Here is a 14,416-nt window from a genome sequence, read left to right as displayed (position 1 = left end):
CATGTTTCCTACCTCTATCTTGTTTTTATTGTCGACGTGCCGGTCGAGGAAACGGCGTTCTACCGGCATGGTTCTTCGTTTGGCCGCCTCAGGCACGCGGGCGGCGCAGCGGTGCTCAGTCAGATCCTCCGAGGTTGCGGGAGATGACCAGGCGCTGGATGTCGCTGGTGCCTTCGTAGATCTGGCAAACCCGTACGTCGCGGTAGATGCGCTCCACCGGGAAGTCGGACAGGTAGCCGTAGCCACCCAGGGTCTGGATCGCTGCCGAGCAGACCCTTTCCGCCATCTCCGAGGCGAACAGCTTGGCCATCGAGGCCTCCACCAATGCCGGGCGTCCGGCCTCGCGCAGCGCCGCAGCGTGATGGACCATCTGCCGTGCCACGGCGATCTGCGCGGCCATGTCGGCCAGGCGGAAGGCCACCGCCTGGTGCTCGATGATCGGCTTGCCAAAGGTTTCGCGCTCCCTGGCGTAGTCGCGCGCCGCTTCGAAGGCGGCGCGGGCCATGCCCACCGCCTGGGCGGCGATGCCGATGCGGCCGCCCTCCAGGTTGGCCAGGGCGATGCGGTAGCCCTCGCCCTCGTCGCCCAGCCGGTTGGCCACCGGCACGCGCAGATCCTCGAAGGCGATCTGGCAGGTGTCCGAGGCGTGCTGGCCGAGCTTGTCCTCGACCCGTACCACCTGATAACCCGGGCTGTCGGTCGGCACAATAAAGGCACTGATACCGCGCTTGCCGGCGTCCGGATCGGTGACGGCGAAAACGATCACCGTGCCTGCATGCTTGCCCGACGTGACGAACTGCTTGGCACCATTGAGCACGTAGTGATCGCCGTCGCGCCGGGCGCGGGTGCGCAGGCTGCTGGCATCGGAGCCGGCCTGAGGTTCGGTGAGGGCAAAGGCGCCGATCTGCTCGCCGCGCGCCAGCGGGCCAAGGAAATCGCGCTTCTGCTGGTCGTTGCCGAAACGCAGGATGGGCACGCAACCCACCGAGTTGTGCACGCTCATGATGGTCGAGCAGGCGCCGTCACCGACGGCGATCTCCTCCAGCGCCATGGCATAGGCCAGGTAGCCGGTGTCGCTGCCGCCCCACTGCTCCGGCACCAGCATGCCGAAGAAACCGAGCGCAGCCATCTCGCCGATCGCCTCGGCCGGGTAACGGTGCTCGCGGCTCCACTGTTCGGCGAATGGCTTCAAGCGCTCCCGGGCGAACTGCCGGGCCATCTCGGCGATCGCGCATTGATCCTCATTGGGCAACATGGGCGCCTCCTCAGACCAGTTCGACGGCCATGGCGGTGGCTTCGCCGCCGCCGATGCAGATCGCCGCCACGCCGCGGCGCAGGCCACGGGCGCGCAAAGCCGAAAGCAGCGTCACCAGGATTCGCGCACCCGAAGCACCGATGGGATGCCCGAGCGCACAGGCGCCACCGTTGACGTTTACCTTGGCGGGGTCCAGGCCCAGCTCGCGCATGGCGGCCATGGCAACCACGGCGAAGGCCTCGTTGATCTCGAACAGATCGACCTCCTCGACGGCCCAACCGGTGCGCTGCATCAGCTTGCGGATCGCCCCGATCGGCGCGGTGGTGAACAGATTCGGCGCATCGGCGTAGGCCGCGTGACCGTGGATCACCGCCTGCGGCTGCAGGCCCCAGCGCTCGGCCTCGGAGCGGCGCATCAGCAGCAGCGCAGCGGCGCCGTCGGAGATCGAACTGGAATTGGCCGCGGTCACCGTGCCGCCCTCGCGGAAGGCCGGTTTGAGGCTGGGAATCTTCTCCGGCATCGCCTTGGGCGGCTGCTCGTCGTCACGAATCTGCCGCTGCTGTTTGCCCTGGGTGACCTCCAGCGTGACGATCTCCTCGGCGAAACGCCCCTCGGCTATGGCCGACTGGGCGCGGCGCAGCGATTCCAGCGCGTAGCCGTCCTGCTCCTCGCGGCTGAAGCCGAAGGTGTCGGCGCATTCCTCGGCGAAAGTGCCCATCAGCCGGCCTTTGTCGAACGAATCTTCCAAGCCATCGAGGAACATGTGGTCGAGCACCCGGCCGTGGCCCATGCGGTAGCCGCCGCGGGCGCGGTCGAGCAGGTACGGTGCGTTGCTCATGCTTTCCATGCCGCCAGCGACAACGATATCGGCGCTGCCGGCGAGCAGCTGATCGTGGGCCATGATCACCGTCTGCATGCCCGAGCCGCACATCTTGTTCACGGTGGTGCAGGTAGTGGCGCGGGTCAGTCCGGCGCTCAATGCCGCCTGCCGTGCCGGTGCCTGCCCCTGGCCGGCAGGTAGCACACAGCCCATCAGCACGTCCTGCACGTTCTCGGCCGGCAGCCCGCTGCGTTCCACCGTGGCGCGGATGGCGGCAGCGCCGAGTTGCCAGGCGGTCATGCCCTGCAGGTCGCCCTGAAAGCCGCCCATGGGCGTGCGTGCGCTGCTGACGATTACGATCGGATCATCTTTCATCTCTGCTTCCTTCATTTGGCGGCCATGCGCAAGGCACCGTCGAGGCGGATCACCTCGCCGTTGAGCATGCTGTTCTCGAAGATGTGCCGCACCAGCGCGGCGTATTCGGCCGGATGCCCCAGACGTGGCGGGAACGGCACGCCGGCAGCCAGCGAGTCGCGGATTTCCTGGGTCATGCCGGCCATCATCGGCGTCTCGAATACGCCGGGGGCGATGGTCATCACCCGGATGCCGAAGCGCGCCAGCTCGCGGGCGGCCGGCAATGTCAGGCTGACCACACCGCCCTTGGACGCGGCATAGGCGGTCTGGCCGATCTGCCCATCGAAGGCGGCGATCGAGGCCGTATTGATGATCGCGCCGCGCTCGCCGCCTTCGTCCGGCGCGTTCTCGGCCATCGCCTCGGCGGCCAGGCGCAGCATGTTGAAGCTGCCGATCAGGTTGATGCCGACGATGCGGCTGAAGCTGTCCAGACTGTGCGGCCCGTTGCGGCCGAGGACCTTTTCGCCGCCGGCGACGCCGGCGCAGTTGACCAATCCGTGCAGCGCACCGAAGCGTTCGCGAGCAGCGCTGACGGCATGGCGGGCGGCCGTCTCGTCGCGGATGTCGGCGACCACACTGAACGCGTTCGCGCCCAGTGCGTGGGCAGTGGCCTGTGCGGCCGTCTCGTCGAGATCGACCAGAACCACCTTGCCGCCGGCCTCGACCAGCGCCTGCGCCGCTGCGGCGCCGAGGCCGGACGCGCCGCCGGTGATAAGGAATACGTTGTCCTGAATCCACATGGCGTTCTCCCGTGCTTGTTGTTATGGGGTTCGAAGCCGGGATCATCTTTGGACAGCGACGGGCGGGCGGCAATGGTCGATCTATTCAACCTGCCTGACCGTTTTGGCCAATGGCAAAAAGCGATTACAGGTCTGCCTATAGAGCGTGGGCAAAGCTGCGGGGGGATGGAGCCCAGCAGCTTCGCGCTCAGCCTCGAGCCGGCGCGAGAATGAGGTTGCGGTAGTGGCCCGGATTGATACCCGTCCACTTGCGAAAGGCCTTGTAGAACGAGCTGACATCGGCAAACCCCAGTCGCTCGGCAATCTCGCCATAGCTGACGCTGGCGTCGGCCAGCCACTCGGTGGCCATTTCCTGACGCAGGCCGTCCTTGATGGCCTGGTAAGGCTGCCCCGCTTCTGCCAGACGGCGACGCAGCGTCGAGGCCGACATGCACAGTGCCTGCGCCAGTGTCTCGCTGTCCGGCCAGCGCTCGGCGGGGAGGCTTCGCAGGTGCTGCTTGATGCGACTGGCCAGGCTGGAATGGTCCCGGTAGCGCACCAGAATGTTGGCCGGCGCCTCGGCAAGGAAACTGCGCAGTTCCGCCTCGCTGCGACGGATCGGCAGATCGAGCACCTCGGCAGCGAAGATGATGCGCGTCGAAGGACGCGCGAAGCGCAGGTTATCGGAGAACATGACCCGGTAGTCGTCGGTGTACTCCGGCTCGGCGCAGCGCAACTCCACCGCCAGCAAGGGAATGCGCCGCCCCACGAGCCAGCAGGCCAGCCCGTGCAGCAGCATCCAGTAGGTGAAGTAGCAGAACGCCCGGGCCGGCTCGGCGTTGCGCTCGCGCAACACCACTTCGGCAAGACTCTGGCTACGGATCAGCTTGCCGCGCAGGTTTTCCAGACCCAGGCCGAGAAATTCCAGCGCATGCACCAGAGCCTTCTCCAGCGTCGGCTGCTGCATGCAACTGCGGCTGAGAAAGACGAAGCTGCCCGAGCGCAGGCGTCGCGGGTCCATACCGAAGAACTCGTCATCGAACCGCCGTGCCAGACGCAGCCAGAGCTGCGAATAGTCGCGCACATCCATGCGCCCATCGGGGTTTCGCAGGCAGCAGGGTTCGAGACCGATCTGTTCCAGCAGCTGCTCGGCGGTCAGCCCCGGTTGCAGGAAGCCGCGCAGCGCCTCGACCACCAGCCGCACGCTGATACTGTCGCGGCTAGCGGTGACCGCCTTGTCAGCCTTCAATTGCGCCTCGGTGATCATGCGGCTCGGGTTCCTCCATCGATGCCCGCCATGATCGGCCAGGCCGCCGCGTCTGTCAGCCCTCGCCTCACATCCAGCCGAGCGTGAGCGCCATTACCATCAGATAACGACCGGTCTTGGCCAGGCTGACGATCAGCAGGAAGCTCCACAGCGGCTCGCGCATCACCCCGGCCACCAGGGTCAGCGGATCGCCGATGATCGGCACCCAACTGAGCAGCAGGGTCCAGCGGCCGTAGCGGTGATAGCTGGCTTGCGCCCTCGCCAGCTGACGCTCGTTGACCGGGAACCAGCGCTTGTGACGAAAGTGCTCGACATAACGGCCCAGCAACCAGTTCACCAGCGAGCCCAGCACGTTGCCCAGACTCGCCAGCGCCACCAGCTCCCATGCGGCATAGCGTTCGGTCAGCAGCAGCCCGGCCAGCACGGCTTCGGACTGCATGGGCAGCAGGGTCGCAGCGCCGAAGGCTGCAAGGAACAGGCCGAGATAGCCGGAAAGCTCGAACATCCACCGTCCCGTGAAGCAGTCTCTGAGTGGTGCGGCAGTATGCTCGAAACGCGTCTGCGCTTACATCTCGTGAATGCGGCTGACCTGGCGCGCCAGGCGCATCGTCTCGTGCTCCTCGAGATGCAGCAGGTCCTCGGCCAGGTTGCGCGCACCGTCGATCTCGGCCCGACGCGCCAGGGAACGGTAGAGGTCGATGACCTGGTTGTGGATGGTGAAGATATCCAGCGATATCTCCTCCACGCTCATGGTGTCGTAGGCCTTGCAGGCCTGGTTGCGCAGTACCGGATTGCGCGTCAGGTAATCGTAGATCCAGGTGTGCAGTGCTTTCGGATCGGCGTGCTTCTCGATCTTGTCGACCGTTTCGGCCAGCGCTCGCTCGTGATCGGCGATGTAGACCAGCAGCCACTTGGCGCGAGTCTCGTCGTGCTTGTCGGAACAACGTGCCATGCAGCGGGCCAGCATGGCATGGGTGTCGCGTGTCCAGTCGATCAGGTCTTCGAATCGCTCGATCTTCATCGCCAAGTCTCCCCTGTGTGGCGGCAAACAGCACGGCGCCGATCCGCCTGCTGTCGCTCGAGTCTGTCCACGGCTCAGGCTCTTTGCCATGACCCTGGTTAAGAGACTAGCTCAGCCTGCCTGCGCGCGACCCGCCATGGCGCGCAACCTTGCTACAGATCATTGCTGAGCGGGTCGGCACGAGCGAGGCAGGGCGCCGAGCGCTCATACCATCCAGAGGAATACGTCAGGCCGGCGCGACGTGCCGCCTCAGCCGAACACCGTCACGGTCTGCCTGCTCAGCGCGATCAGCTCACCAGATGGCGACCACAGTGCCGCAGCGCAATGTCCGTAGCCGTCGCGGGCATGCTCGATCTCGGCGCGGTACATGCACCATTCATGGCTGTCGAGCACGGGCATCGGCTGGATGAACTCGATGGTCCAGGTCAGCGAACTGCCCGGCGCGAAGCTCTTGAGATGCGGCAGCACAGCGGGCGGCCAGGCGTCCACCAGCGCCAGCAGGTGCGCCTCGGTCATCGGTTCGCGCGGAACGTCGCCACGCTGACGAACCCAGCCGCCCATCTGGCGGGAGCTGTTGCCGCTGAACGGCAGGCCACCGACACCCCAGCGCATCGCCAGGTAGCGGGTGAACTCCGGCGTCACGCCCGGTACGTAGGGCAGCTCCTGGCAGGCTTCCACTGGCGGCATGGACGGACCTGGCTCGGCCGGCACATCGATCACCGAACTGCGCGGCGCGCCAAAACTGCCCTGAACGATGGTGACCACCTGGCCATCCTGCACCACCCGGCCCAGCATCTGGCTCACCGCCTTGCCTTCGCGCAGCACTTCGGCCTCGTACCTGGCTGGCTTGTCCACCGCCAGCGGACCAACGAAGGTGATCGCCAGCGAGCGCAGCGGGCGTCCTTCAGGCACCTTGGCGCGCATGTTCTCGAATACCAGCGCTGCGACCAGGCCGCCGAAACCCGCACGCCCCTGCCCCCAGCTGGCCGGCACGACCACGCTTTCGGGATTGTCACGTACCGCTTGCAGCAGCTCGCAAAGGTCCATATGCACCTCGTTATCGTTCGTTATGCCGGCGATGTTAAAGGTGCATGGGAGGCGGCGCGACCCTGTCTGGCAGAAGCGGCCGGATGAAATGCCGAATCATCCATATTGGCAATGGATGTCAGGAATGCCGCCGCGGGGCAGCGATCCGCCAGGGCATGGCGCGTCGAACGTTGGTCAGGGCGCGCGACAGCTCCTCTCCCGGCCCGGGCAGCTGCGCGTAACGCTGCGCCTCGTACAGCCGGACGAATGCACGGATTGCTGGCGCCTGATCGGGCATTTCGGTAGCGGCGCGCTCGGCGAAGCTACGTGCCCCCTCGCCTTTGTGGCGGCGGATACCCTGGCGTGCCAGCAGGCGCTCGAAGCGATCGAACTGGCGCTGCTGAACATCTTTTTCCCGCCGCCAAGGTTTGAACAGCACGAGCGCCAGTATTCCGGTCAGCAGCCCGAGCACGGCGACCAGGCCCAGACCGAGCGCCTGGCCGTCGAGCTTGCCAAACCAGCGCTGCAGCATCTGCGACTGCTGCTCATCCTGATAATTGAGGACCCAGCGCTGCCAGCCATAGTTGAGGCTGTCCCAGCGCAGCCGCAACGTGTTCATCCAGCCGACGTCGCGGAACCGCAGCAGCGACAGCGGCTCGTCGGCGAGAAAGCTCCGCTCCCGCGCCAAGGCTTGTTCCAGTCCCTGCTCGACGCGCTCGGGCGCGACCTGGAAAGTCGGGTCGACACTGACCCAGCCGCGCTCGGCGACCCAGTATTCGACCCAGGCATGGGCATCGAACTGATGCACCGACAGGTAGTTGCCCGCAGGATTGACCTCGCCTCCCTGGTAGCCGGCCACAACGCGCGCCGGAATGCCCGCCGCGCGCAGCACGAAGGTCATGGCGCCGGCGTAGTGGGCACAGAAGCCGCTGCGGGTCTGGAACAGGAAGTCGTCGACGATATCGCTGCCCACCGGCGGTGGCTCCAACGTGTAGTGATACGGCTCGCGGTTGAAATGCCGCAGCAGTGCATCCACCACTGCCTGCGGCTCCTGTGCGCTGCGCCGCAGCTCGGCAGCCCAGGTGCGGCTGCGCGGGTTGCCCTGCTCCGGCAACTGCAGCGCCCGGGCAAGGCTTTCCGGCGCACCGATGGCTTCGCGTCGGGCGTCCAGCCAGGATGTCACCCGGTACATCAGCGGCTTGGTCACCGGCTGGCGGCGCTGCAGATGGAAATCGGTCATCAGTTGAGCCCCGCCCGACGCAACCTGAGCAACGTCCAGGGCGAACAGCCAGGGCTGGCCGCTGGGCTGCATGACCACGCTATAGCTGAGCGGCTCGCCCAGCGCCTGCCACTCCGGTGCCTGGGGCACGTTGGATGCGTAAGACTGCGACCAGCGCCGGCCATCGAAACGCTCGAAGGTCACCGCGCGCCAGTAGAGCTGGTCGCGAGGGGGAATCTCGCCGTCGAAGCTGACACGAAACGCCAGCTCCGCCGAGCGCCCCAGCCGCGCGATATCGCCAGGCGCCATGTGGTCAGCCAGACCGGTCGTACCCCTGTCGCCGGCCTGCGGCAGCGACCACAGCGGTGGCAGGCGGGGAAAGAACAGGAACAGCACCAGCATCAGTGGTACCGCCTGCAACAGCAGCGCGCCGGCCAGCCGCACGGTCGGCCACGGCCGCGTCACCAGGCTGCTCTGCTGCAGGCCGATCATCGCGGCGAGCAATGCAGTGACCGGAAGGAGGCTGTAGAGCCCGGCGAGCAGGCTGTCCTCGAACAGGTAGCTGGTCACCACCGCGAAGAAGCCGAGAAAGATCAGCACCAGCGCATCGCGGCGGGTACTCATCTCCACCAGCTTGAGGATGAATGCGGCAATCAGCAGCACCACACCGGCCTCGAGCCCGACCAGGCTGCCGCGGGAAAAGTACACCCCGAATCCCGCCCCGATCATCAGCAGCGCCTTGGTCCAGCTGCGCGGGTAACGAGCGCGCATGCGGAAGATCTGGATTCGCCAGCCCGCGCAGCCCAGCCACAGGCCGATGATCCACAGCGGCAGATGGGTGAGATGCGGCAGGATCACCAGCACCTGCGCCACCAGCAGCCAGATCAGGCTGTTGCGCGGAATACCCGGCTTCGCACTCATGCATCGCCCCCATCAGCCAGGCCGTGCAGCGCCAACGCACGCAGGCAGGCATCTCGATGCGCCTGGCCGCTGTCCGGGCCGAACAAGCCGGCCGGCAGCCGCAGCGCGAACGGCTGCTGCTTTTCGCTGAGGTCGATGACCCAGTGGCAGAGCACCGACAGTCGTTGCTCGGTATCGCCGGTAAGCGCGTCGAAATCCAGCAGCGGATCGTTACCGAGCAGGCTGGCGAAATCCTTGACCAGCAGGCCCTGGCCGCGCGAATAGGCCTTCCAGTGCAGGCGTCGACGCGGATCGCCCGGCTGCCAGGCGCGCAGGCCCTGATAGTCGTCGACGCCCGAGCCCCGCGTCAGCACGCCTTCATCCTCGCTCTCCGGCGCGCTGCCGCCCTGGGGACGCTCGGCTGCCGACGGCTGCGGGTAGACGAGCGCGGCCAGCTCCAGGTCGATCCAGCTCCAGGCCACCAGCAGCCCCAGCGGGAAACGGCTCTCCACCCGCACCCGGCCCGGTCGCAACCAACCGCGGCGACGGGTCGGCAGGCTCAACTCGACCTCGACGGTGCCGCCAGCCGGAACGTCGACCAGGCGCAATCCGCTCCCCGGCCAGCCCAGCGCAACGGCTTGATAGGCGCGTCCCTGGCTCTCCAGGCGGACGCGCAGCAAGGCCTGCTCACCGACGAACGCCGCGGTGGTGCCGCCGGCCTGCAGCACCAGCCCGGCCAGGTTGCGCCAGGTGTGCAGGATGGTGACCAGATAGAGGGAGCCGAGCAGAAAGGTCAGCCCATAGGCCAGGCTGTTCTGGTAGTTGATCGCGGTAAGCAGCATAAGCAGCAGCGCCACCATGAACATCAGCCCCACCGCCGTCGGCATGATGAAGATTCGCCGCTGGTTCAGCCGCACGCTGGAAGCCGGCGGAATGCGCCGCAGCAACCAGCGGTCGCGAAAGCGCGGCAGCAACCTCACGCCGGACGCCCGCAGTACGGGGCGGACAGCTGCCTCACAGCGCCGGCACCTCGCGCAGCAGCCATTGCACCAGCGCACCGCCCCCGTGACCGGTGGGATCCGCGCGCTCGCGCAGACGGTGGCCGACCACAGTGGGCAACACCGCCTGCACATCCTCCGGAATCACGTAGTCGCGACCGTCGAGGAATGCCCAGGCGCGGGCAGCCGCCAGCAACGCCAGGCTGCCGCGCGGCGACAGCCCCCAGGCGAACTGCGGCTGAGTGCGCGTGGCCTCCACCAGACGCAGCACGTAATCGACAAGGGCATCGCTGACCCGCACATGGCCGACTGCATCCTGGATTGCCCGCAGTTCGTCGTGCTGCAGCAACGGTTCGAGTCGGGTCAGCAGATCGCGCCGCGACTCACCCAGCAGCAGCGATTTTTCCGCCGCCTTGGCGGGGTAGCCCAGGGAGACGCGCATAAGAAAGCGGTCCAGTTGCGACTCCGGCAAGGCGAAGGTGCCGCCAGAGCTCACCGGGTTCTGCGTGGCGATGACAAAGAACGGCTCGGGCAAGGGGCGTGTCGCCCCTTCGATGGTGACCTGCCCCTCCTCCATGGCTTCGAGCAACGCGCTCTGGCTTTTCGGCGTGGCGCGGTTGATCTCGTCGGCGAGCACCAGCTCGGCGAAGATCGGCCCGGGGTGGAACACGAACTGCCCGCTGTCCTTGTCGAATACCGAGGTGCCGAGAATGTCGCCAGGCAGCAGGTCGGACGTGAACTGGATGCGCTGGAAGTCCAGGCCCAGCACCTTGGCCAGGGCATGACTCAGGGTGGTCTTGCCCATCCCGGGCATGTCCTCCACCAGCAGGTGACCGCGGGCCAGCAGGCAGGCCATGGCCAACCGGACCTGCGCCTCCTTGCCGAGCAATACTTCATTGACTGCTCGCAGGCAGGCGTCCAATCGGGTGCGCATCGAAATCTCCTTCGTTCGTCGTCCCGATGCTACTGGTCGGCCGCGGCCAGGCAAAGCAATGGAAACGCCCGGTGACGACTTTGTGATTTGCGCCCGCTCTGGCAGCCGGCCGCTTGACCGCGCGCCAGGCGAGCGTGCGCGCTAAAGACGTTGGGGATGCTGGCGCGAAGCGCAGTGCTCACGCCCGATGACGGGAAGCTGACCGAACCAGCCAAACCGCTCGCCAACGGCTGCCCAGGCCGCACTCAATGCACGGCCGAGCAGCGGTGATAGCCGGTTTAACGTCCGGCGCGGGATTCACGGAGGTAGAAACGCGCCTTCTGTGCCTTCTGCGTGCAACCGCGGAAGGCTTCGAACTGCTGCTGGGTCTTGGCGCCGGTCAGCAACGCCATGGCCTTGGAATAGCTCACGGTACCGGCAAAGCCCTCGGCTTCCGCCAGGCTCTGCTCCTTCCATGCCGCGTCCAGCTCCGCGGCACAGCTGTCACGGTACGCGGTCTTGCCGGCACAGCCGGCCAGCAGCACAACCAGCAAAGGCAAAGTCAGCCAGGTTTTCATCGCATCATCCCTCATGTGCCATTCAGGGTTACGGCGCGCTGCGCGCCTTACGGTTACGCAAATACTCGACGACAGACGGCTGGTCGCCGGCGAACTCGATCCGCTCGGCCTTGCTTTCGCGTTGGTAGGCGTACATCGGGTCGTAATATTCGCCCAACAACGCTTCGATCCAGGCGCGATGCAGATCGACCGCACCGCTGCGCGCCTGCTCCGCCAGGGCCTGATCCATCAGCAGGGCCAGGCGCTGGTAACGCTCGCCGCCGAGCCGCTTGTTGATATTGACCAGACTTTGCTGAAGACGCTCAGCGAATGCAGCGAAACCGTTCTCACCCTGTTCGCTGATGAACTCGGCGCACAGGTCGATCACATAGTCCTTGAGGATGCGCTCGACCCGGCCTTGCAGACTGTCCTCCAGCCAGATCAACGGAAACTGCTGCATGCCCTGGAACAGCGGCAGCGGGATGGAGCAGCGCCCGACCAGGCGCGCCTCGTCCTCGATCACGAAGCTTTCGATCCCTGCCGCGCGCATCTTCAGCAGGCGGATCGCCAGCGCGTTCTCGAAATCGATCTGCGAGGGCTGCGGCGTGGCGCGCTTGCCGAAGCTGGAGCCGCGGTGGTTGGCCAACCCTTCGAGATCCAGGCTGTTGCCCAGCTGGGCCAGCACCTCGGTCTTGCCGGTCCCGGTCATGCCGCCCACCAGTACGAACTCGCACCGCTCCACCGCCTGCTCGATGGTTTCGAGCAGAAAGTGACGCATCGCCTTGTAACCGCCGACCACGCGCGGATAGTCGATGCCCATCTCGTCCTTCAACCATTGCTGGACGATCTTCGAACGCAAACCACCACGGAAGCAGTACAGGTAACCGTCCGGGTGGGCGCGGGCGAAATCGGCCCAGGCCTGCAGCCGCTCGGCCTTGGTCTTGCCGGAGACCAGCTGATGGCCCATCTCGATGGCGGCTTGCCGGCCGTGCTGCTTGTAGCAGGTGCCGACCTTCTGCCGCTCCACATCATTCATCAGCGGCAGATTGACCACGCCGGGAAAGGCCCCCTTGCCGAACTCCACCGGCGCACGGGCATCCATCATGGGAACGTCGTTGAGGAACAGCTCGCGATAATTCTCCGTGTCGCCGCGCATCAACGTACCTCGACCGCATGGCTACGCGCGGCGACCAGCTGGCCGATCGGTTCCAGCGCAAGGCCGAGCTCGGCACAGGCCGCGAGGAACTCCGCCTCGCCCTCCGGCGCCACGGCGACCAACAGCCCGCCACTGGTCTGCGGATCGCAAAGCAGAGGTTTGTGGCGCTCGTCGAGCGTGGCGATGCGCTCCCCGTAGCTGTCGAAATTGCGCTGGGTGCCACCCGGTACGCAGCCCTGCTCCAGGTAGTATTCGATGCCAGGCAGGCGCGGTACGCGGGCGTATTCGATCTCCGCGGTCAGGCCGCTGCCATCGGCCATCTCCACCAGATGGCCGAGCAGGCCGAAACCGGTCACGTCAGTCATGGCACGAACGCCTTCAAGCTTGCCGAAGCGGCTGCCGGCGGTGTTCAGCGTGCACATCCAGTCGCGGGCCAAGCCGACGTCCTCGACGCGCAGCTTGGCCTTTTTCTCGGCGGTGGTGAGGATACCGATGCCCAGCGGCTTGGTCAGGTACAGCTTGCAGCCGGCGGTAGCGGTGTCGTTACGCTTCATCTGGCGCTTGTTCACCAGGCCGGTGACGGCCAGCCCGAAGATCGGCTCGGGCGCATCGATCGAGTGCCCGCCGGCCAGCGGAATGCCGGCGGCATCGCAGACGGCACGGCCCCCGGCGATCACTTCGCGGGCGACTTCCGGCGGCAGCACGTTGACCGGCCAACCGAGGATCGCGATGGCCATCAGCGGGTCGCCGCCCATGGCATAGATGTCGCTGATGGCATTGGTGGCGGCGATGCGGCCGAAGTCGAAGGGATCATCGACGATGGGCATGAAGAAGTCGGTGGTCGATACCACACCACGCTCCTCGTCGATGCCATAGACCGCCGCGTCATCGCGCGAGGCGTTGCCGACCCACAGACGCGGATCGAGATTCTGCGCACCACTGCCGGCAAGAATCACGTCCAGCACCTTGGGCGATATCTTGCAGCCGCAGCCGGCGCCGTGACTGTACTGGGTGAGGCGGATCGGTTCGCTCATCGGACTCTCTCGTGACACGTGCACAAACGGGCGGCGATTGTAGCAAAGGCGGCCACGCATTCGCCCTTGCAGGCTCGCCGGCCAGGCATGAAGCTATCGCCAATGCCACAGGGAGAACCGCATGAGCAAGAGAGTTGCACTGGTATTGGGATCCGGCGGTGCGCGGGGCTATGCGCACATCGGCGTGATCGAGGAGCTGGAAGCGCGTGGCTACGAGATCGCCTGCATCGCCGGCTGCTCCATGGGCGCCGTGGTTGGCGGCATCTACGCGGCGGGCAAGCTCGACGAGTATCGCGCCTGGATCGAGAGCCTGGACTACCTGGATCTGCTGCGCCTGGTCGATCCCAGCTTCAGCCTGGGGGCGATCCGCGGCGAAAAGGTGTTCGGTCGGATCCGCGACATGGTCGGCAAGATCTGCATCGAGGACCTGCCGATCCCCTTCACCGCCGTTGCCACCGACCTCACCAACCAGCAGGAAATCTGGTTCCAGGAAGGCAGCCTGGAGCTGGCGATGCGCGCCTCCGCCGCCATTCCCAGCCTGTTCACCCCGGTGATGCAGGGTAACCGCATGCTGGTCGACGGCGGCCTGCTCAATCCTCTGCCCATCGTCCCGGTGGTGTCGGCGCACTGCGACATGATCATCGCGGTCAACCTCAACGCCAACAACCACAAGCAGTACCCGCTGCCGGAGATCGAGCGCCCCGGACGCTTCGACACGATCATGAGTTCGATCAGTTCGCACCTGCCCTTTTGGCGCAAGGAGGAGACCGCCCTGGCCGAACTCGACGACATCCGCGCCGGCGAGTTGCTGCGCGGCGACCAGCCACCGGCGGCGCCAACCAGCCGCAGTGCACCGAAATCCGCTGAAGGTGCAACGGTGGTCGACGTGACCGGGCCGGCCTCGCTGCTGGAGCTGATCAACCAGAGTTTCGACGTCATGCAGTCATCGCTGGCGCAGTACAAGATCGCCGGCTACCCGCCCAACGTGCTGGTCAACATCCCCAAGCGCGCCTGTCGCTTCTACGAGTTCTACAAGGCGCCCGAGCTGATCGCCCTCGGGCGCATCGTCGCCCATGACGCGCTGGTGCGTTACGAAGAGGAGCAGTGAGCGCAGCCT

14 protein-coding genes are annotated in these 14,416 nt (G+C 66.2%); 1 reads left to right on the top strand and 13 read right to left on the bottom strand.

Features of this window, described 5'->3' with window-relative positions:
- Nucleotides 1–115: 115 nt before the first annotated feature.
- From PSTAB_RS09025 to selD, 13 genes are all read right to left on the bottom strand, one after another.
- Nucleotides 116–1,255: an acyl-CoA dehydrogenase gene (locus tag PSTAB_RS09025; RefSeq protein WP_013982626.1), complete on the bottom strand. Its 1,140-nt coding sequence runs from the start codon at nt 1,253–1,255 to the stop codon at nt 116–118.
- Nucleotides 1,256–1,265: 10 nt separating this feature from the next.
- Nucleotides 1,266–2,450 (bottom strand): acetyl-CoA C-acyltransferase, encoded by a 1,185-nt coding sequence (locus tag PSTAB_RS09020; protein WP_013982625.1) that lies wholly within the window; start codon nt 2,448–2,450, stop codon nt 1,266–1,268.
- 11 nt (nt 2,451–2,461) lie between these two features.
- Entirely contained in the window at nt 2,462–3,229 is a 768-nt protein-coding gene (locus tag PSTAB_RS09015; protein WP_013982624.1) for an SDR family NAD(P)-dependent oxidoreductase, read from the bottom strand.
- Between the two features lie 187 nt (nt 3,230–3,416).
- Nucleotides 3,417–4,475 carry an AraC family transcriptional regulator gene (locus tag PSTAB_RS09010; RefSeq protein WP_013982623.1) on the bottom strand — a complete coding sequence of 353 codons (1,059 nt, stop codon included), beginning with the start codon at nt 4,473–4,475 and terminating at the stop codon, nt 3,417–3,419.
- A gap of 67 nt (nt 4,476–4,542) precedes the next feature.
- Nucleotides 4,543–4,980 (bottom strand): YqaA family protein, encoded by a 438-nt coding sequence (locus tag PSTAB_RS09005; RefSeq protein WP_011913057.1) that lies wholly within the window; start codon nt 4,978–4,980, stop codon nt 4,543–4,545.
- 60 nt (nt 4,981–5,040) lie between these two features.
- Nucleotides 5,041–5,496 (bottom strand): hypothetical protein, encoded by a 456-nt coding sequence (locus PSTAB_RS09000; protein ID WP_013982622.1) that lies wholly within the window; start codon nt 5,494–5,496, stop codon nt 5,041–5,043.
- A 249-nt stretch (nt 5,497–5,745) separates the two neighbouring features.
- Entirely contained in the window at nt 5,746–6,543 is a 798-nt protein-coding gene (locus PSTAB_RS08995) for an acyl-CoA thioesterase (RefSeq protein WP_013982621.1), read from the bottom strand.
- A gap of 118 nt (nt 6,544–6,661) precedes the next feature.
- Nucleotides 6,662–8,662 (bottom strand): transglutaminase TgpA family protein, encoded by a 2,001-nt coding sequence (locus PSTAB_RS08990; RefSeq protein ID WP_013982620.1) that lies wholly within the window; start codon nt 8,660–8,662, stop codon nt 6,662–6,664.
- Entirely contained in the window at nt 8,659–9,621 is a 963-nt protein-coding gene (locus PSTAB_RS08985) for a DUF58 domain-containing protein (protein ID WP_013982619.1), read from the bottom strand. Before PSTAB_RS08985 ends, PSTAB_RS08990 begins: the two co-directional genes overlap by 4 nt.
- A 34-nt stretch (nt 9,622–9,655) precedes the next feature.
- The gene (locus PSTAB_RS08980) at nt 9,656–10,573 is read right to left on the bottom strand and encodes an AAA family ATPase (RefSeq protein ID WP_013982618.1); all 918 of its coding nucleotides are present in this window, start codon (nt 10,571–10,573) and stop codon (nt 9,656–9,658) included.
- Nucleotides 10,574–10,851: 278 nt separating this feature from the next.
- Nucleotides 10,852–11,130 carry a hypothetical protein gene (locus PSTAB_RS08975; protein ID WP_011913049.1) on the bottom strand — a complete coding sequence of 93 codons (279 nt, stop codon included), beginning with the start codon at nt 11,128–11,130 and terminating at the stop codon, nt 10,852–10,854.
- A 28-nt stretch (nt 11,131–11,158) separates the two neighbouring features.
- Nucleotides 11,159–12,265 carry a tRNA 2-selenouridine(34) synthase MnmH gene (gene mnmH / locus PSTAB_RS08970; protein WP_013982617.1) on the bottom strand — a complete coding sequence of 369 codons (1,107 nt, stop codon included), beginning with the start codon at nt 12,263–12,265 and terminating at the stop codon, nt 11,159–11,161.
- Nucleotides 12,265–13,299, bottom strand: a complete 1,035-nt coding sequence (gene selD / locus PSTAB_RS08965) for a selenide, water dikinase SelD (RefSeq protein ID WP_013982616.1) — start codon at nt 13,297–13,299, stop codon at nt 12,265–12,267. Before selD ends, mnmH begins: the two co-directional genes overlap by 1 nt.
- Nucleotides 13,300–13,420: 121 nt before the next feature.
- On the opposite strand from selD, the gene PSTAB_RS08960 reads away from it, so the two are divergent.
- On the top strand, nt 13,421–14,407 hold the full coding sequence (locus PSTAB_RS08960; RefSeq protein WP_011913046.1) for a patatin-like phospholipase family protein: 987 nt from the start codon (nt 13,421–13,423) through the stop codon (nt 14,405–14,407).
- Nucleotides 14,408–14,416: the final 9 nt, after the last annotated feature.

Source organism: Stutzerimonas stutzeri, assembly GCF_000219605.1.
In the GTDB taxonomy this organism is placed as follows: domain Bacteria; phylum Pseudomonadota; class Gammaproteobacteria; order Pseudomonadales; family Pseudomonadaceae; genus Stutzerimonas; species Stutzerimonas stutzeri.
Note: the sequence above shows the minus strand (reverse complement) of the source record. Positions and strands in the feature narration are given on the sequence as shown.